This is a genomic window from Microbispora sp. NPDC004025 (genome assembly GCF_053604425.1).
In genome coordinates, this window is the sequence record NZ_JBSGHN010000006.1 from 205135 (window position 1) to 223116 (window position 17982).

Genomic DNA, 17982 nt, shown 5'->3' on the forward strand with positions numbered 1-17982 from the left:
GGATTGTCGGCCGCTACGGGTAGAAATTGGTGACGTGACGAGCTTCGACGAGCCGCTCAAGAAGGTGGTCGGCAGGTCGGCCGCTCCACTGGAGAGCGCGCTGGGCATCAGCACGGTCGGTGAACTGCTGCGCCACTACCCGCGGCGGTACGCGCAGCGCGGGGAGCTGACGCCCATCGCGTCGCTGGAGCACGACGAGCACGTCACCGTGGTCGCGAAGGTGTCGTCCGCCGTGCGCAGGCCGATGAAGAACCGGCAGGGCACCTGGCTCGACATCGAGGTGACCGACGGCAAGGAGAAGCTGCACCTGGCCTTCTTCGGCAAGGGCGCCTACGTCGCCGAGCAGCGGCTCACTCCCGGCACCGAGGCGATGTTCTCCGGCAAGGTCGGCGTCTTCGTCGGCGGGAGGACCAGGCGCGTCTCGCTCACCCATCCCGAGTACGAGTCGTTCGACGAGACGGAGGAGACGGCCGAGGAGTTCGCCTCCGCGCTGGTGCCGATCTACCCCTCGGCCCAGGGGCTGCCGAGCTGGAAGATCCGCCGGGCCGTGCGCACGGTGCTCGACGTGCTCAGCCTGGACGACCCGGTGCCGGCCGACATACGGGAGCGGCTGGGACTGCTGCCGATCGAGGAGGCGCTGCGGCGTGTCCACCGGCCCCGCGGCCAGGCCGACGTCACGCGGTCCCACGACCGGCTGAAGTTCGACGAGGCGTTCGTCCTGCAGGCCGTCCTGGTGCGGCGGCGCATGGCCGCGTCCGCCTGGCTCGCCAGGGCCCGCCCCGGGCGCGACGACGGACTGCTGCACGAGTTCGACGCGCGGCTGCCGTTCCAGCTCACCGAGGGGCAGCGGCAGGTGGGCGAGGAGATCGCCGCGGACCTCGCCCGTGAGCATCCCATGCACCGGCTCCTGCAGGGCGAGGTGGGCGCGGGCAAGACCGTGGTCGCGCTGCGCGCGATGCTCCAGGTGGTCGACTCCGGCGGCCAGGCCGTGCTGCTCGCGCCCACCGAGGTCCTCGCCCAGCAGCACCACCGGTCGATCGTGAACATGCTCGGCGATCTCGCGACCGGCGGGATGTTCGGCGGGACGGCGGTCGCGCTGCTCACCGGCTCGATGGGGGCCGCCGCGCGGCGGAGCGCGCTGCTCGACGCGGCCTCCGGCGCGGCCGGCATCGTGATCGGCACCCACGCCGTGCTGCAGGAGCACGTCCAGTTCGCCGACCTCGGGCTGGTCGTCGTGGACGAGCAGCACAGGTTCGGTGTCGAGCAGCGCGACGCCCTGCGCGAGAAGGGCGGCGGCGGGCGTCCCCACGTGCTCGTCATGACGGCGACGCCGATCCCGCGCACGGTCGCGATGACCGTGTTCGGCGACCTGGAGGTGTCCACGCTGTCCCAGCTCCCCTCGGGCCGGGCCCCGATCACCACCCACGTGGTGCCCGCCGCGGAGAAGCCCCACTTCCTCGACCGCGCCTGGCAGCGGGTCCGCGAGGAGGTCGGCCTGGGCCGCCAGGCGTACGTGGTGTGCCCGCGCATCGGCGACCAGGAGGGCGACGAGGGCGACCTGGCGAAGGACGACGACGAGCGCAGGCCGCCCCTGGCGGTGCTCGACGTCGCGCGCATGCTCGCGGAGGGGCCGCTGGCCGGCCTGCGGATCGAGGCGCTGCACGGCAAGCTCGCGCCCGAGGACAAGGACGCGGTGATGCGCGCCTTCGCCCGGGGCGAGATCGACGTCCTGGTCGCGACCACGGTCATCGAGGTCGGCGTCGACGTCCCCAACTCGTCGGCGATGGTCATCATGGACGCCGACCGCTTCGGCGTCTCCCAGCTCCACCAGTTGCGCGGCCGGGTCGGCCGCGGCGGCCTGCCCGGACTGTGCCTGCTCGTGAGCGAGGCCCCGGAGGGCACTCAGGCGCGCCGCAGGCTCGACGCGGTGGCGACGACCCTCGACGGCTTCGAGCTGTCCCGTGTCGACCTGGAGCAGCGCCGGGAGGGCGACGTGCTCGGCGCCGCCCAGTCGGGGCGCAGGTCGTCGCTCAAACTGCTGCAGCTCCTGCGTGACGAGGACGTGATCGAGACGGCCCGGACCGAGGCGACGTCCCTGCTGTCCGCCGATCCCGAGCTGTCGGGCCACACCGCCCTGCGCGCCGAGATCGACACCATGGTCGCCGACGAACGCGCCGAGTTCCTCGAGAAGGCGTGATCGCCGCCCCCGCCGCGGCGCCCTGCGGCTGGGGGCGTCGCGGCACGCGGCGGGCCGGAAAGTGAAACGGGCGCCGTGTGAACACGGCGCCCGTTAAGGACCCAGAGCCCGGCCTTGGGACGGCCTCCCCCCGAATGCCGTCCCCGGCCGGGCCCACCCTCGGGTCAGGTGCCGAGGGCGCCGGCGTGCGGAAGGGCTCACGACCACGCCGGCCGGCCTTCCCCTGGGTCACCGTGAAGGCCGCAGAACTCATGATGCTCATGTGACGGAGCGCCGGATACGGCTCTTACTCATTCGTCGCCGCCGCTTGCCTACTCTTGACCTGGCCGATCTTCCCGCCCTTCGCCCGCCGTGCCGGGGAGGCCGCCGCGGGCGGGACAATGATGACGTGACGCGGGTGATCGCAGGGACGGCGGGGGGACGCAGGCTGGCCGTGCCGCCGGGGAGATCGACCAGGCCGACGAGCGACCGCACCAGGGAGGGCCTGTTCGCCACCGTGGGCTCCACGCTCGGCTCGCTCGACGGGGCCAGGGTCCTCGACCTGTACGCCGGGTCGGGCGCCGTGGGGCTCGAGGCGCTGAGCAGAGGGGCCGCCCACGCGCTGCTGGTCGAGTCGGACGCCAGGGCCGCGCGCACGATCAGGGAGAACATCGCGTCGCTCGGGCTGCCTGGGGCGTCCCTGCGAGCCGAGAAGGCCGAGCGGGTGGTGGGCCGTCCGTGCGAGGAGCCGTACGACTTCGTCTTCGCCGACCCGCCCTACGCGGTCTCCGACGAGGCGGTCTCCCGGGTGCTGACGGCGCTGCGCGACAACGGCTGGCTGGCGGAGGGCGCGCTCGTGGCCGTGGAGCGGGAGTCGAGGGGTAAGGACCTCGTGTGGCCCGAGGGCTTCACGGAAGACAGGGTCCGTCGGTACGGCGAAGCGGCCGTTTGGTACGGTCGCGCAGCCGGGAACCCGTAAATCATGGGGGTGCGCCTTGCGTCGCGTCGTCTGCCCGGGATCGTTCGATCCCGTGACCAACGGACATCTGGACATCATCGGCCGGACATCACGGTTGTACGACGAGGTCGTCGTGGCCGTGCTCATCAACATTGAGAAGCACAGCCTTTTCACCGTCGACGAACGCATCGAGATGCTCCAGGCGGTGACGAAGGAGTACGGCAACGTCCGCGTGGAGAAGTTCCACGGTCTGCTGGTCGACTTCTGCCGGCAGCAGGGCATCCCGTCCATCGTGAAGGGCCTGCGCGCGGTCAGCGACTTCGACTACGAGCTGCAGATGGCCCAGCTCAACTACCGGATGTCGGGTGTGGAGACGTTGTTCATGTCCACCAATCCGGAGTACTCGTTCCTGTCGTCCAGCAGGCTCAAGGAGATCGCGCGCTACGGCGGGGACGTCTCCGGCCTGGTCCCGGACCTCGTCCACCAGCTGCTCGTGGAGCGGCTCAGAGGCTGAACGGGGGCTGGTATTCTTGCCTTTCAGCCTTGCACGACGGCGGTGATTCGCCATGCCTAACGAGAGCAGGATGAGTCTGCACAGCCTCGATCCCCGAGCCCCATGGGTGATCTCCACCCACGACCTGGGGCGCCGACCGGGATCGATGCGCACGCTCAGCCCGGTCCTCCCGGCACCGGCGGACCTCGCGGTCGGAATGATCGGCGTTCCCAAGGACGCCGACGTCGAGCTGGACATCCGGCTCGAAGCGGTGATGGAGGGCGTGCTCGTGACGGGCACGGCGCATGCTCCCCTGACGGGGGAGTGCTCGCGCTGCCTGGACCCGTTGACCTCGGAGATCGAGGTCGACTTCCAGGAGCTCTACTTCTACTCGGCGGAGGACGCCGGAGAGGACGATCTGCTCCTCGACGGCGAACTGCTCGATCTCGAGCCGGTTTTCCGTGACGCGGTGGTGCTCGCACTGCCGCTGAGCCCGGTGTGCGGTGAGGACTGCCCCGGTCTCTGTGCGGAGTGCGGGACCAGGCTGGCGGATGCCGGCCCGGACCACCGGCACGAAGCGATCGACGCCCGCTGGGCGGCGCTGCAGGGTTTGGTTGTGGAACAGGAAGACGATCAGGAGGGTTGACGTGGCCGTCCCCAAGCGGAAGATGTCGCGGAGCAACACCCGCGCCCGCAGGTCCCAGTGGAAGGCGGCGGCGGTCGCACTCGTGAGCTGCCCGCAGTGCCGCTCGCCCAAGCGCCCGCACGTGGCGTGCCCGACCTGCGGCACCTACAACCGCCGTCAGGTCGTCGAGCCGTCGGCCTGATCGCGCGTTAGGCGGACATCGGGACGCCGGCCGGATCGTTAAGGCGAGCCGGTCGGCGTTACCGTGCTTCACAGGAACGTGCGGTGGCGGTTGGACGGTACGCACCCACATGCACGCCCGCGGCCGTGGTGGACGCCGGGGCCATCGGCTCCCGGCGGACCGGCGTCCACCACGCCTTCGGGCCTTCGGCCGGTCCACCTGCCTCCCGTGCACGGCCCTGCCTGCACATAGGAGTTGGGAGGATTTCATGGCCGCACCGTCTGTAAAGCCCGTCCCCGTCGAGATCGCCAGGGACGAGCTCTACCAGGTGCTGAACGTCAGGCTCAGCACCGGCATCCTGGAGCGGGCGCTGACGCACCGCTCGTACGCGTACGAGAACGGCGGACTGCCGACGAACGAGCGCCTGGAGTTCCTGGGCGACTCGGTGCTGGGTCTCGTGGTGACGGACACGCTGTTCCGCAACCACCCGGACCTGCCGGAGGGCCAGCTCGCCAAGCTGCGCGCCGCCGTGGTCAACATGCGGGCCCTCGCGGACGTCGCCAGGACGCTGGACCTCGGCAAGTATCTGCGGCTGGGCCGCGGCGAGGAGGGCACGGGCGGGCGCGACAAGTCGTCGATCCTGGCCGACACGCTGGAGGCCCTGATCGGCACGGTGTACGTCGACAAGGGCCTCGACGAGGCGTTCCGCGTCGTCCACCTGCTGTTCGACCCGCTCATCACGCGGTCGGCGTCGCTCGGCGCCGGGCTCGACTGGAAGACGTCCCTGCAGGAGCTCACGGCCGCCGAGATGCTCGGCGTGCCCGAGTATCACGTGGACGAGAGCGGGCCCGACCACGCCAAGTCGTTCTCCGCCACGGTGCGCGTGGGCGGCAAGGAGTACGGCAAGGGCTCCGGGCGCAGCAAGAAGGAGGCCGAGCAGCAGGCGGCCGAGGCGGCCTGGACCGCGATCCGCGCGCTGCGCGACGCCCGCGAGGGCGCCGGCCCCGTACGCGCCTGAGCCCGGGGGACGGCGCATGCCCGAACTGCCCGAGGTCGAGGTCGTCCGCAGGGGCCTGGAGAACTGGGTCGCCGGCCGGACCGTGGCGGCGGCCGAGGTCCTGCATCCCCGGGCGGTCCGCCGCAACGTGGGCGACCTGCCCGCCCAGCTCAAGGACCGCACGCTGACGTCGGCCGAGCGGCGCGGCAAGTACCTGTGGCTGCCCCTGCGGGACGGCGCCCAGGAGGAGGCCGAAGAGGCCCTGATCGCTCATCTCGGCATGAGCGGCCAGCTGCTCGTCGTCGACCCGCTGTCGCCGGTGGAGAAGCACCTGCGCGTGCGCATGGGCTTCACCGACGGCGGCCCGGAGTTACGGTTCGTCGACCAGCGGACCTTCGGGCACCTCCTGGTGGCGCCCATGGCGGCCGGGCGGGGCCGGCCGGTGCCCGAGCCGATCGCGCACATCGCCGCCGATCCGCTGGAGGACGCGTTCGACGACGATGAGTTCGCCGTACGGCTGCGGCTGCGGCGTACGGGGATCAAACGGGCACTGCTCGACCAGTCGCTGATCAGCGGGGTGGGCAACATCTACGCGGACGAGGCGCTGTGGCGGGCGCGCCTGCACTGGGCCCGGCCGACCGAGACGCTGACCCGGCCGAAGATCGCCGAACTGCTCGCGGAGGTCCGCGCGGTCATGACCGAGGCGCTCGGGCAGGGCGGCACCTCCTTCGACAGCCTGTACGTGAACGTGAACGGCGAGAGCGGCTACTTCGACCGCTCGCTCGCGGTGTACGGCAGGCGGGACGAGCCCTGCCGCCGCTGCGGGACGCCGATCCGGCGGGAGGCGTTCATGAACCGGTCCTCCTACAGCTGCCCGAAGTGCCAGCCCCGCCCGAGGAACGCCCGCCCTTAGACGCACCCCCGCCTGTGGCGGCCGGAGTCGATCTGGATACTTGTAGGCGTGGTTCGGATGACGGCATGGGTCCGGGGACGGGTGCAGGGCGTGGGATTCCGGTGGTGGACCCGGGCCCGCGCGCTGGAGCTCGGACTCGTCGGGTGGGCCTCGAACCTGGCCGACGGGAGGGTCGAGGTCGTCGCCGAGGGCCCGAGGGAGTCGTGCGAAAGGCTCCTGGCGTTGTTACGCACCGGTGACACGCCCGGCCATGTTGAGGGGGTGGTCGAGCGCTGGAGCGATGCGAAGAGAGGTATCGCCGGGTTTGTCGAGAGGTAGGGCTTCCCTCAAACCCCTCAAATCCGGTATATTTATCTAGCGAGAGTGTCCACCGGCACGTCATCGCGGAGCGTTCAACTTGACCGTCTCCAATGCCGGTGCGACTCTTGAGAGGAACCACGCGCACCCCTCCCGCGGCATGAAGTGCGCGAACCAGTCTGGTCACTCAGCGTGGAGGACCCTTTACTATGGCGAAGGCTCTACTCGGCCACGTCGGCGGTCCTGATCCTCGAATGATCTCGGAAATGCGCCGTCTCCAGCAGCGCATCCGCGACCTCGAGGCAGAACTCAACCGGCTCCAGGCCCAGAACGACGCGCTCGCGGCGCAAACTCGTGATGAGGCCCTGGTCCGGCTGCAGGATCGCGAGCCGGCTCTCACCTGAGGTCCGGCAGGAACGGGAAAGGATTGTAGGGACGCCCCGCAAAGGCGTCCCTTGCCATTTCCGCCGCTGTTCCCCGGCAATTGATTCGGCGGCTAATCGATCATAAAGAGATGGGCGAACCGCCCCGCTTGTCGTTTCCGGTCTTCCCTTCACAGGCGTGCCGCCGGTGCCTATCCCGCGTGCCCCGCCGCCGGGAGCTGTAGTCTTTCCCCCCAAACGCCGGGCGGCATGGAGGGGGGCGGACGTGTACCTGAAGACGCTCACCTTACGCGGCTTCAAGTCATTCGCCTCGGCCACCACCCTCCGCTTCGAGCCGGGCATCACCGCCGTGGTGGGCCCCAACGGCTCCGGCAAGTCCAACGTCGTGGACGCCCTCGCATGGGTGATGGGCGAGCACAGCGCCAAGTCGCTGCGCGGCGGCAAGATGGAGGACGTCATCTTCGCGGGCACCTCCAGCCGCCCGCCGCTCGGCCGGGCCGAGGTCACCCTCACGATCGACAACACCGACGGCGCGCTCCCCATCGACTACACCGAGGTGACGATCAGCCGGCTGATGTTCCGGTCCGGCCAGAGCGAGTACGCCATCAACGGCGACACCTGCCGCCTGCTCGACATCCAGGAGCTGCTGTCCGACTCGGGCATCGGCCGGGAGATGCACGTCATCGTCGGCCAGGGCCAGCTCGACCAGGTGCTGCACGCGGGGCCGGAGGAGCGCCGGGCGTTCATCGAGGAGGCCGCGGGCGTACTCAAGCACCGCAAGCGCAAGGAGAAGGCCCTCCGCAAGCTCGACGCGATGCAGGCCAACCTGACCCGCGTCCAGGACCTCGTGGCCGAACTGCGCCGTCAGCTCAAACCGCTGGGCCGCCAGGCCGAGATCGCCCGCAAGGCGGCCGTCATCCAGGCCGACCTGCGGGACGCGCGGCTGCGCCTGCTCGCCGACGACGTGATCACCCTCCGCGACACCCTGCAGCGTGAGGAGGCCGACGAGGCGGCCGTACAGGCGCGGCGCGCCCAGGTGGAGGCCGAGCTGACCGAGGGCCAGCGGCGGGAGGCGGAGCTGGAGGCGGCCGAGAACGAGGCCCAGCCGCGTCTCAAGGCCGCCCAGGAGACCTTCTACCGCCTTTCGGCCCTGCGGGAGCGGCTGCGCGGCGTGGAGAGCCTCGCGGCCGAACGGCGGCGTCACGCCGCCGACGCCGCCTCCATCGAGCGGCGCGGGCGCGACCCGGAGGACCTGGAGCGCGAGGCCGCCGAGGTGCGGGAGCAGGAGCGGGTCCTGGCGGAGGAGCTGGACGAGGCGCGCGAGCGGCTCGCGGCCGCCGTCGAGGTCCGTGCCGAGGCCGAGGAGGCGCTGGCCGCCGAGGAGCGGCGCCTGGCCGCCGCCGCGCGTGCCGCGGCCGACCGCCGCGAGGCCCTAGCCCGGCTGCGCGGCCAGGTCGAGTCGGCCAGGAGCAGGGCCAGGGCCGCGGGGGACGAGATCGGCAGGCTCACCAAGGCCGTCGAGGACGCCACCCGGCGCGCCGAACAGGCTCAGGACGAGCTCGACGCGCAGGCCCTCGACGAGTCGCCGGCCGACCCCGAGCTCACGGCCGAGCTGGAGGCCGCGCAGGAAGGGGTGGACCTCGCCCGCGCCGCGGTGGAGGAGGCCAGGGCCGTGGCCGAGCAGGCCGAGGCCGTCGTGGAGCGGGCGCGGGCCGAGCTGGCCGCGCCCAGGGACGCGCTGGCCGCCGCCAAGGCCGCCGTGGGCACGGCCCGCGCCGCCGACGCCGAATCGCAGCGCGCCGTCGCCGCTCTCCAGGCGCGGTGCGAGGCACTGGAGATGAGCCTGGCCGGGGGAGCGGACGGGGCGGCCGCGCTGCTCGGCGCCGGTCTTCCCGGGGTGCTCGGCCCGATCGCCACGCTGCTGGCCGTACGCCCGGGGGCGGAGGCGGCCGTCGCGGCCGTCCTGGCGGTCGACGGTGTGGCCGTCGCCTCGCTGACCGCCGCCGTCGCGGCCGTCGAGCATCTGCGCGAGGCCGACGCCGGCCGCGCCGCCCTGCTGATCGCGGGGGACAGGAACGGTGACGGCGGGCGGCCGGAGGTGCCCGTCGCGGGCGCCGAGTGGGCCGCCGATCTGGTGACCGTGCCGGACGAGCTGCGCCCCGCCGTGGAGGCGCTGCTGTCCGGCGTGGTCGTGGTGCCCGACCTGCTCACCGCGCGCAAGGTAGTGGACGCCCACCCGGAGCTGCGGGCCGTGACCACGTCCGGCGACCTGCTCGGCGTCCACGCCGCGCACGGCGGCTCCGGTGGCGGCGCCTCGCTGCTGCAGATGCGTACGGCCCTGGACGAGGCCGCCGCCGATCTCGCCACCGCCCGGGCCGGGGCCGAACGGCACGCGGAGGCGCTGGCCGAGGCCGTGGCCGCCGAGCGGGAGTGCCAGCTCGCGCTGGAGGCGGCGCAGGCGCGGGTCACGGAGGCGCAGAGCGGCGTGAGCGCCGCCCAGGGCGGCGTCAACGCCGCGCAGAACGGGCTGAACGCGGCGCAGGCCGGGCTCGACCGCCTGCGCGGCAGGCAGCGGGAGGCCGACCAGCGGGCCGCGGCGGCGGCCAGGCAGCTCGCCCGGCTGGAGGCCGCGGTCAAGGCCGCACAGGACGAGGCGGCCCGGCTCGGCCGGTCCGTGCTGGACGCCCAGGAGTCGCGCGAACAGGCGCAGGCGGCGGTCGTTGAGCTGGAGGAGCAGCTCGCCGAGGCGGAGTACGCCGCCGAGCTGGAGGCGGAGCCGACCACCGACACCCGGGACGACCTGGCCGCCGCCTGCGGCGTCACCCGGCAGGCCGAGATGGAGGCCCGGCTGACCGTCCGCACGGCCGAGGAGCGGGTGCGGGGCATCGCGGGCCGCGCCGACGCCCTGCTGCGCGCGGCGCAGCGCGAGCGGCAGGACCGCGCCCGGGCCGCGGCCGACCGGGAACGCCGCCGCAGGCAGGCGGAGATCGCCGCCGCGGTGGCCGACGGAGCGCGCGCCGCCCTGGGCGCGCTGGAGGGCTCGCTCGCGCGTGCCGCCGAGGAGCGCGACGAGGCCGATCGGGCGCGCGGGCGGATCGACGGCGAGCTCAAGCAGGTGCGCCTGCGCGTACGGGAGCTCGGCTCGGAGCTGGACGCCCTGGTCAACCGCGTCCACGGCAGCGAGATGGCCAGGACCGAACGCCGGCTGCGCCTGGAGCAGATGGAGCAGCGCGCCCTGGAGGAGTACGGCATCGAGCTCGAACCGCTCATCGCCGAATACGGGCCGGGTGTGCCGGTGCCGGGCGACCCGCCGGTGCCGTACGTCCGGGAGGAGCAGGAGAAGCGGGCCAGGACGGCCGAGCGGCAGATGACCCAGCTCGGCAAGGTCAACCCGCTGGCGCTTGAGGAGTTCGCCGCGCTCGAGGAGCGGCACGCCTTCCTCACCTCGCAGCTCGAAGACCTCAAGAAGACCCGGCGCGACCTGCTGCTCGTGGTCAAGGAGGTCGACGACCGGGTCGAGCAGGTCTTCGCGGCGGCGTTCGAGGACGTGGCGCGCGAGTTCGGGGAGATCTTCCAGCGGGTCTTCCCCGGCGGAGAGGGCCGCCTCCTGCTGACCGACCCGGAGGACATGCTGACGACGGGCGTGGAGGTCGAGGCCAGGCCACCCGGCAAGAAGGTCAAGCGCCTGTCGCTGCTGTCCGGCGGTGAGCGGTCGCTGACGGCGGTCGCGTTCCTCGTCTCGATCTTCAAGGCGCGCCCGTCGCCGTTCTACGTGATGGACGAGGTCGAGGCGGCGCTCGACGACACCAACACCCAGCGGCTGCTCACCCTGTTCGAGGAACTGAGACAGACCTCACAGCTCATCGTGATCACGCATCAGAAGCGCACGATGGAGATCGCCGACGCGCTGTACGGCGTGTCCATGCGCGGCGACGGTGTCACCCAGGTCGTCAGCCAGCGCCTCCGCGAGAAGGTCTAGGCGGAGCGGGGCGGCGCGCCCCTCCGGATCGCTCGTGTTCCCCGCTCACCATCGGGGCGCTCATCTCCGCCGTCTTCCCTCGTCGCGCTTGGTCGCTTCGCTCCCGCGCGCTCCTCAGTCCAGATCGGCGGCGCGCCCCTCCGGATCGCTCGAATGAGCTGTGCGCTGGCGGGAGTAATGCGGGTGATCTGGGAAACTGCATGGTGTGGACGGTTACCTCGGCATCATCGTGATCGTGGCCATCGTCGCCATATTGGCGGTGGGTGGCCTCTGGCTGCTGTTCCGGCCGAAGGCGAAGGACCTGCCGCCCGCGCCGCCGGCCCCGCCCGAGCCGAAGGCTCCCGTGATCGAGGAGCCCGCGAAGACGGGACTCGGTGAGGAAGACGGCGGCACGACGACGACACTGCCGCCCCCCGCCCCTCCGATCGAAGAGCTGATCAAGGCTCCCGAGATCGAGGTCCCGCCGCCCTCGGCCGGCCGGATGGTGCGGCTGCGCAGCAGGCTGGCCCGTTCGCAGAACGTCCTCGGACGCGGCCTGCTCGAACTGCTGTCGCGCGACCGCCTCGACGACGACGTCTGGGACGAGATCGAGGAGACTCTGATCACCGCCGACGTCGGTGTCGCGCCGACCAGGGCGATGGTGGAGGAACTGCGGACGAAGGTGAAGGTCCTCGGCACCCGCACCCCTGACGAGGTGCGCAAGCTGCTCAGGGAGGAACTGCTCACGCAGATCGCCCCCGACCTCGACCGGACCCTGCACACCAAGCCGCACGGCGAGCGGCCCGCGGTCGTCCTCGTCGTGGGCGTCAACGGCACCGGCAAGACCACGACCTCGGGCAAGCTCGCCCGCGTCCTGGTCGGCGACGGCGGGAAGGTCGTCCTCGGCGCCGCCGACACCTTCCGCGCGGCGGCCACCGACCAGCTGCAGACGTGGGGCGACCGCGTCGGGGCGGGCGTGGTGCGCGGCCCGGAGGGCGGCGACCCGGCGTCCGTGGCGTTCGACGCCGTGGCCAAGGGCATCGAGGACAAGGCCGACACCGTCATCATCGACACTGCGGGCCGCCTGCACACCAAGACCGGCCTCATGGACGAGCTGGGCAAGGTGAAGCGGGTCATCGAGAAGAAGGCCGCCGTGGACGAGGTGCTGCTCGTCCTCGACGCGACCACGGGGCAGAACGGCATGCGTCAGGCGCAGGTCTTCGCCGAGGTGGTCAACGTCACCGGCATCGCCCTGACCAAGCTGGACGGCACGGCCAAGGGCGGCATCGTGATCTCGGTCCAGCGCGAGCTGGGCGTGCCCGTGAAGCTCGTGGGTCTCGGTGAGGGGCCGGACGACCTCGCGCCGTTCGACCCCGAGGTCTTCGTCGACGCCCTGCTCGGCGACTGACAGACGGGAAGGCGGTCGGGCCGGTGCTCCCGGCCCGCCCGCCTTCAGTCGCGCAGGAAGGCGCGCAGCTCCTCCAGGTGCGGGGCGATGTCGATGCTCTGCCCGGACAGCCAGCGCGGGTCGCCGTAGGTGTCGCGGTAGCGCTCGGCGCCGTCGCAGATCAGCGTGACCACGCTGCCGCGCTCGCCTCGCTGCCGCATCTCCCGGATGATCTGGACCGCCGCCGCGATGTTGGTGCCGGTCGAGCCGCCGACCTCCCGGCGGGTGACCTCTCTGACCCAGTGCATGGCCGCGATCGACAGGGCGTCCGGGACCTGCGTCATCCGGTCGATGACCGTCGGCAGGAACGACGGCTCGACCCGCGGCCGGCCGATGCCCTCGATCCGCGATCCGGCGCCGCCGTGCTCCTCACCGGAGATCCAGGACGGGTAGAACGCCGAGCCCTCGGGATCGGCCACGCACAGCCGCGTCTGGTGCCGGCGGTAGCGGATGTAGCGGCCGATCGTCGCGGAGGTGCCGCCGGTGCCTGCGCCGACCACGATCCACGCGGGCTCCGGGTGCCGTTCGAGGGTCATCTGCTGGAAGATGCTCTCGGCGATGTTGTTGTTGCCCCGCCAGTCCGTCGCCCGCTCCGCGTAGGTGAACTGGTCCATGTAGTGCCCGCCGGTCTCGGCGGCGAGCCGGTGCGACTCGTCGTAGATCGCCCTGGGGTCGTCCACCAGGTGGCACTTGCCGCCGTAGAACTCGATGATCTCCCGCTTCTCCGGCGAGGTGCTCGCCGGGATCACAGCGATGAACGGCAGGCCGAGCAGGCGGGCGAAGTACGCCTCGCTCACGGCGGTGGACCCGCTGGACGCCTCGATGATCGTGGTGGTGGGCCCGATCCAGCCGTTGGCCAGGCCGTACAGGAAAAGGGAGCGGGCGAGCCGGTGCTTGAGTGAACCGGTCGGGTGCACCGACTCGTCTTTCAGATAGAGGTCGACACCCCAGTGCGAGGGGAGCGGGAAGGCATGCAGATGAGTGTCACAGCTTCGGTTGGCGTCGGCCTCGACGGCCTGGATGGCGTCGGCCACCCAGGCCCTCGTGACCGGATCATGCCGATCCAGGTGGTTCATGGCGCCACTCTGGCACGTTGTCCGGCATGAACACCAAAGGCCCCGGCTGCGCCGACAGACAGTGAAACTTGCCACATTTTACTCTCGATTGAGGCTCCAGTGTTACGCTAATGAGACTTGTTCGGCTTGCGCGTGACCTGGCCGCGCGGGCCTGGTCCCTACATCGACGGTGCTGACCAGGCCGGACGAATTAACAGCGTGCTTAGGCCCCGATCGGCACGATGTCCTTGGCACAACGATGAACGAGCGACCTCGCATGTGTTCCGGCCGGACGGGTAACGGGGGAGAAGTTCCGTAGGGGGAAGAGATGATCTCGACCGACGAGCAGCGGCAGGCATGGTTCGAGCGTGAGGTCGTGCCGGTGACGAGCCAGCTCTACGCGTCCGCGATGCGTCTGACGCGCAACCCCGCCGACGCCGAGGACCTGGTTCAGGAGACCGTGGCCAAGGCGTTCACGTCGTACCACCAGTTCCGTGAGGGCACGAACCTCAAGGCGTGGCTGCACCGCATCCTCACCAACAACTTCATCAACGACTACCGGAAGAAGCAGCGCTCGCCCAAGCTGTCGGCCGCCGAGGAGATCGAGGACTGGCAGCTGGCCGCGGCCGAGTCGCACACGTCGACCGGGCTGCGCTCGGCCGAGACCGAGGCGCTCGACCAGATCCCGGACAGCGTCGTGATGAACGCCCTGCGCGCTCTGCCGGAGGACTTCCGGGTGGCCGTCTACCTGGCCGACGTGGAGGGCTTCGCGTACAAGGAGATCGCCGACCGGATGGGCACGCCGATCGGCACCGTGATGTCCCGGCTGCATCGGGGCCGCCGGCAGCTCCGGGGCATGCTGGAGGGCTACGCCCGCGAGGAGGGCGTCGTACGCATTCCCGAGCAGGCCTGCGCGGCCTGACGGCAGGCGGCGGGCGGGCCCCGGCTCGGGCGGGGCTCATGCGGCGGTCAGGAGTGCTCGAGCGGTGATGCGGAGTGCTCAGGCGGCGGCGATGAGGGCGATCGCGCCGAGCGCGAACCCCACGCCGGTGATCTGCACGGGGCTCAGCCGTTCGCCCAGGACGTACCGCGCGAGCAGCAGCGTGCTCGCCGGGTAGAGCGACACCAGGACGGCGACCAGGGTGAGCATCCCCCGTTGCGCCGCGAGCAGATAGAGCACGTTGGCGGCCATGTCGAGCACCCCGGCCATGATCGTCACCGTCAGGCTGCCGGGCACCGGGCGCAGGCTCCTGCGCGTGGCGAGGGCCAGCAGCGCGACCAGTGTGATCGACGCGATCCTCGCCCCTAGGAGGGGCCATGTGCCGGAGTCGGCCGGGGCCAGCTTGAGCAGCACGAAGAACCCGCCGAAACCCGCTCCCGACACCAGGGCGGCGATGATCGGTCCCGCCTTCGGGCCGCTCGCGCCGCCGCTCGGCTCGCGGCTGACCAGCAGGACGGCGAGCAGGCCGAGCGCGACGCCCACCAGTGCCAGGGCGGACGGCCGATCGCCGGTGAGCAGGCCGAAGACCACGGGGACGGCCATCGCCGTCGTCGCCGTGGTGGGGGCGATCACGGACATCATGCCGGTGGCCAGGCCGCGGTAGAACAGCACGATGCCGAGGGCTCCGGCGATCCCGGAGGCCATCCCCCAGGCCAGCGCGGCCGGGCTCGCGTGGCCCGGCAGGATCGGGAGCAGGACGGCGATCAGCAGCAGGCCGCCGAGCTGGGAGAGCACGACGACGGCCAGCACCTTCGAACGCCTGGTGGCGAGCCCGCCGAAGAAGTCGGCCGTGCCGAAGATCACCGCGCATGCCGTCGCGAGCACTGCCGCCGTCACAGGTCCCCCAAGAGATTGCATCAATAGTGCAATGGATTGTACTCAGAGATCACTATTGTGGACCCATGGCTGATCCTGAGACGATCGCTGCGGCCATCGCCGCCAACGTACGGGGCCAGCGGGCCCACCGGGGGATGACCCTCGACGAGCTCGCGGCGCGGTCGAACGTGAGCCGCGGCATGCTCATCCAGATCGAGCAGGGCCGCACCAACCCGAGCGTCAACACGCTCACCCGCATCGCCGACGCGCTGGGCGTCACCCTCGCCCGGCTGGTGGAGGTCGCCGACACGCCGGTCGTACGGGTCGTGCACGAGTCCGAGGTGGTGACGTTCCGGCACTCCGGGGGAGGATCGGCCCGCCTGCTCGTGGGGACCGACGCGCCCGCGATCCTGGAGCTGTGGGACTGGCGGCTCGGGCCGGGCGAGCACCACGACGGCGACGCGCACCCCGCCGGCACCCGGGAGATGCTCACCGTTCTGGAGGGGCGGCTCACGCTGACCGTGTACGGCAGGAGCCACGTCGTGGGGTGCGGTGACGCCGTCGTGTTCAGCGCCGACCGGCCTCATCGCTACGCCAACGAGCACGACGAGCCGCTGCGCTTCGTGATGGTGGTCACCGAGCCGCCGGAGCCACCGGATGTCCGGGAGCCGGACGATGGCGGAGAACCTGCAGATGACTGACGAGTAAGGGCTGCGTGGTGACGCTTAGTAGCCGATGATTACAGAATGAATCCGCAAGCGCCGCTCCAAGGTTGGGTACATCCCTTTTTGTGCGTGTCTGCTGTGCAGGGGGCGGTGGCCGGTGAGTGAATCGCGAGTCGCGGTGGAAAAACTTCGCGCGGAACTCGCCGCGCTCGGGGTGGCCGACGCCTACGAGATCGGTGACGAGGCTACTCTCTCCGTCTGGATAGGCCTGGTCGTGACCTTCCGTGAGGGCTTTTACCGTTGGCGCGAGGGTGCCGTGAAGTGCCGGCACCTGGGTACGGACCCCGCAGGATGCGCCATCCGGGTGGCCCGCAGGTACGCCGAACTCAAGGCGGACGTGCCGCCCTGGTGGGAGGAACTGGAAAAGGTTCTGCGGGGGGGATCGGCCGGAGGCTATCCGTAGCGTTCGTGGCCCCCCGCCTGCTCCGGGGGGTCGTATGCGGATCGGATCCGTTCTGCTGTCGTTGCTGCTGATCGGCGGATGTGGCCAGGTCAGGACCGTACCGGCCGCCGGGGAGCGTCCCGTGGCGCCGCATCCGCGCTTCGGCACGCCGGGACGTTTCGACGCCGACCTGCTGCGCTTCCGGCTGGCGGGGTCGCAGCGGGGAGCGCCCGGACCGCGCCTGCCCGCGATCCCGCCGCCCCGGCACGTCGACTGCAGACAGCACAAGTGCGTGGCGCTGACGTTCGACGACGGGCCGGCCGAATACACCGGGCACGTCCTCGACCTGCTCGCCGCCCACCACGCCCGGGCCACGTTCTTCCTGCTCGGGCAGATGGTCACGGACGAGACACGGGACTTCGTGCGGCGGATGGCCTCCGAGGGCCACGAGATCGGCAACCACTCCTGGGACCACGCCTCCCTACCGGGGCTGTCGCCCGACGGCCTGCGCCGCGAGCTCGACCGGACCCAGGAGGCCGTGCGGAAGGTGACCGGCGTGCGGATGCGCCTCATGCGCCCGCCGTACGGCGCGACGAACCAGACGGTCGACAACGAGACCAGACAGGCGGGCCTCGCGCAGATCATGTGGGCGGTCGACACCCTCGACTGGCTCAACCGCAACCCCGCCGTGATCACCCAGCGCAGCGCCGCGGCGAAACCGGGTGACATCGTGCTCATGCACGACATCCACGCCACCACCGTGCAGGCACTGCCCCGGCTGCTCGACGAACTCGACCGCAAGGGCTTCACGTACGTGACCGTCTCGGAGCTGCTCGGCGCCACCACGCCCGGCAAGAAGTACACCAACCGGTAGAAGGGCCACGGCCCGCGCGGTCCCGGTCCCGGGACTGTCGGTGGGGCGTGCGAAGGTGGGTGGCATGGGTTTCAGCGGGTTCCCTGACGAGGCGCTCATCTTCTACGAGGGCCTCGTCGCCGACAATTCGAAGGCGTACTGGACGGCCCACAAGGAGTTGTACGAAACCGGGGTCCGGGCGCCGATGCTCGCGCTGATGGACGAGCTGGAGCCGGAGTTCGGGCCCGCCCACCTGTTCCGGCCGCACCGCGACGTGCGGTTCGCCAAGGACAAGTCGCCGTACAAGACGCACCAGGGGGCCTACTGCGGAGTGGGCGTGGATGGCGTCGGCTACTACGTCCAGGTGGACGCCGACGGCCTCTACGTGGCGGCGGGCTGGTGGATGCCGGGCGACCAGGTCTCGCGCTACCGCGAGGCCTTGGACGACGACACCGCCGGGCCCTTGCTGGAGGAGATCCTCGCGGCCCTGCCCGGCGATCTCACGGTCGGCGGCGAGCGGCTCAAGACCCGCCCTCGCGGCACGCCGGAGGACCACCCCCGGCTCGACCTCCTGCGGCACAAGACGCTGCACGCCGGGCGGCGGTTCGAGCCGGAGCCGTGGCTGCACACCCCCGAAACCCTCGACCGGGTCCGCTCGACCTGGCGGGCGCTCGTCCCGCTGGTCGACTGGCTGCGGCGCCACCTGTCCTGACCGCCCCCCCG

The 17982-nt window shown here is 71.4% G+C and carries 18 protein-coding genes; 16 read left to right on the forward strand and 2 right to left on the reverse strand.

The features are described 5' to 3' along the window. The first annotated feature begins 34 nt into the window (after positions 1-34). From recG to ftsY, 11 genes are all read left to right on the forward strand, one after another. Positions 35-2197, forward strand: a complete 2163-nt coding sequence (gene recG, locus ACWEQG_RS18310; protein ID WP_452286046.1) for an ATP-dependent DNA helicase RecG — start codon at positions 35-37, stop codon at positions 2195-2197. 388 nt (positions 2198-2585) lie between these two features. Further along, on the forward strand, positions 2586-3155 hold the full coding sequence (gene rsmD, locus ACWEQG_RS18315) for a 16S rRNA (guanine(966)-N(2))-methyltransferase RsmD (protein WP_363462775.1): 570 nt from the start codon (positions 2586-2588) through the stop codon (positions 3153-3155). A gap of 16 nt (positions 3156-3171) precedes the next feature. Beyond that, entirely contained in the window at positions 3172-3648 is a 477-nt protein-coding gene (gene coaD / locus ACWEQG_RS18320) for a pantetheine-phosphate adenylyltransferase (RefSeq protein WP_169984181.1), read from the forward strand. Positions 3649-3718: 70 nt separating this feature from the next. Next, complete coding sequence (locus ACWEQG_RS18325) at positions 3719-4273, forward strand: YceD family protein (protein ID WP_452286048.1); 555 nt, start codon at positions 3719-3721, stop codon at positions 4271-4273. 1 nt (position 4274) lies between these two features. Beyond that, positions 4275-4454, forward strand: a complete 180-nt coding sequence (gene rpmF, locus ACWEQG_RS18330; protein ID WP_030506036.1) for a 50S ribosomal protein L32 — start codon at positions 4275-4277, stop codon at positions 4452-4454. A gap of 247 nt (positions 4455-4701) precedes the next feature. Next, positions 4702-5451 (forward strand): ribonuclease III, encoded by a 750-nt coding sequence (gene rnc / locus ACWEQG_RS18335; protein WP_452286049.1) that lies wholly within the window; start codon positions 4702-4704, stop codon positions 5449-5451. A 16-nt stretch (positions 5452-5467) separates the two neighbouring features. Beyond that, positions 5468-6343: a bifunctional DNA-formamidopyrimidine glycosylase/DNA-(apurinic or apyrimidinic site) lyase gene (gene mutM, locus ACWEQG_RS18340; RefSeq protein WP_452286051.1), complete on the forward strand. Its 876-nt coding sequence runs from the start codon at positions 5468-5470 to the stop codon at positions 6341-6343. 57 nt (positions 6344-6400) lie between these two features. Then, the gene (locus ACWEQG_RS18345) at positions 6401-6661 is read left to right on the forward strand and encodes an acylphosphatase (protein WP_452286053.1); all 261 of its coding nucleotides are present in this window, start codon (positions 6401-6403) and stop codon (positions 6659-6661) included. Between the two features lie 188 nt (positions 6662-6849). Then, positions 6850-7044, forward strand: a complete 195-nt coding sequence (locus ACWEQG_RS18350; RefSeq protein WP_079312688.1) for a hypothetical protein — start codon at positions 6850-6852, stop codon at positions 7042-7044. Between the two features lie 244 nt (positions 7045-7288). Further along, positions 7289-11002, forward strand: coding sequence for a chromosome segregation SMC family protein (locus ACWEQG_RS18355; RefSeq protein ID WP_452286055.1), 3714 nt, complete (start codon positions 7289-7291; stop codon positions 11000-11002). A gap of 205 nt (positions 11003-11207) precedes the next feature. After that, the gene (gene ftsY, locus ACWEQG_RS18360) at positions 11208-12389 is read left to right on the forward strand and encodes a signal recognition particle-docking protein FtsY (protein WP_452286057.1); all 1182 of its coding nucleotides are present in this window, start codon (positions 11208-11210) and stop codon (positions 12387-12389) included. Positions 12390-12433: 44 nt separating this feature from the next. On the opposite strand, the gene ACWEQG_RS18365 is transcribed toward ftsY, so the two are convergent. Further along, positions 12434-13504 carry a PLP-dependent cysteine synthase family protein gene (locus ACWEQG_RS18365; protein ID WP_363462561.1) on the reverse strand — a complete coding sequence of 357 codons (1071 nt, stop codon included), beginning with the start codon at positions 13502-13504 and terminating at the stop codon, positions 12434-12436. A 307-nt stretch (positions 13505-13811) separates the two neighbouring features. Here ACWEQG_RS18365 and ACWEQG_RS18370 point away from each other — a divergent pair, with 307 nt between their 5' ends. Then, positions 13812-14405, forward strand: coding sequence for a sigma-70 family RNA polymerase sigma factor (locus ACWEQG_RS18370; protein WP_363462560.1), 594 nt, complete (start codon positions 13812-13814; stop codon positions 14403-14405). Positions 14406-14483: 78 nt separating this feature from the next. Here ACWEQG_RS18370 and ACWEQG_RS18375 read toward each other — a convergent pair whose 3' ends face one another. Continuing rightward, the gene (locus ACWEQG_RS18375) at positions 14484-15320 is read right to left on the reverse strand and encodes a DMT family transporter (RefSeq protein WP_363462559.1); all 837 of its coding nucleotides are present in this window, start codon (positions 15318-15320) and stop codon (positions 14484-14486) included. 65 nt (positions 15321-15385) lie between these two features. Between ACWEQG_RS18375 and ACWEQG_RS18380 the strand changes: the two genes are divergently transcribed. The 4 genes from ACWEQG_RS18380 to ACWEQG_RS18395 all read left to right on the forward strand — a co-directional run bounded on the left by ACWEQG_RS18380 (position 15386) and on the right by ACWEQG_RS18395 (position 17971). Next, positions 15386-16000 (forward strand): helix-turn-helix domain-containing protein, encoded by a 615-nt coding sequence (locus tag ACWEQG_RS18380; RefSeq protein ID WP_452286060.1) that lies wholly within the window; start codon positions 15386-15388, stop codon positions 15998-16000. Positions 16001-16121: 121 nt separating this feature from the next. Next, on the forward strand, positions 16122-16427 hold the full coding sequence (locus ACWEQG_RS18385) for a hypothetical protein (RefSeq protein WP_169984171.1): 306 nt from the start codon (positions 16122-16124) through the stop codon (positions 16425-16427). Positions 16428-16461: 34 nt separating this feature from the next. After that, positions 16462-17280: a polysaccharide deacetylase family protein gene (locus ACWEQG_RS18390; protein ID WP_452286062.1), complete on the forward strand. Its 819-nt coding sequence runs from the start codon at positions 16462-16464 to the stop codon at positions 17278-17280. 64 nt (positions 17281-17344) lie between these two features. Next, positions 17345-17971: a DUF2461 domain-containing protein gene (locus ACWEQG_RS18395; RefSeq protein WP_452286064.1), complete on the forward strand. Its 627-nt coding sequence runs from the start codon at positions 17345-17347 to the stop codon at positions 17969-17971. Positions 17972-17982 lie beyond the last annotated feature (11 nt).

Excerpts from the sequence above, each read along its gene's own strand:
- ACWEQG_RS18365 (WP_363462561.1), bottom strand. The coding sequence starts at position 13,504 with ATGAACCACCTGGATCGGCATGATCCGGTCACGAGGGCCTGGGTGGCC.
- mutM (WP_452286051.1), top strand. The coding sequence starts at position 5,468 with ATGCCCGAACTGCCCGAGGTCGAGGTCGTCCGCAGGGGCCTGGAGAAC.
- ACWEQG_RS18395 (WP_452286064.1), top strand. The coding sequence starts at position 17,345 with ATGGGTTTCAGCGGGTTCCCTGACGAGGCGCTCATCTTCTACGAGGGC.
- ACWEQG_RS18380 (WP_452286060.1), top strand. The coding sequence starts at position 15,386 with ATGGCTGATCCTGAGACGATCGCTGCGGCCATCGCCGCCAACGTACGG.
- ACWEQG_RS18350 (WP_079312688.1), top strand. The coding sequence starts at position 6,850 with ATGGCGAAGGCTCTACTCGGCCACGTCGGCGGTCCTGATCCTCGAATG.
- rnc (WP_452286049.1), top strand. The coding sequence starts at position 4,702 with ATGGCCGCACCGTCTGTAAAGCCCGTCCCCGTCGAGATCGCCAGGGAC.
- ACWEQG_RS18325 (WP_452286048.1), top strand. The coding sequence starts at position 3,719 with ATGAGTCTGCACAGCCTCGATCCCCGAGCCCCATGGGTGATCTCCACC.
- ACWEQG_RS18345 (WP_452286053.1), top strand. The coding sequence starts at position 6,401 with ATGACGGCATGGGTCCGGGGACGGGTGCAGGGCGTGGGATTCCGGTGG.
- ACWEQG_RS18370 (WP_363462560.1), top strand. The coding sequence starts at position 13,812 with ATGATCTCGACCGACGAGCAGCGGCAGGCATGGTTCGAGCGTGAGGTC.
- ACWEQG_RS18390 (WP_452286062.1), top strand. The coding sequence starts at position 16,462 with ATGCGGATCGGATCCGTTCTGCTGTCGTTGCTGCTGATCGGCGGATGT.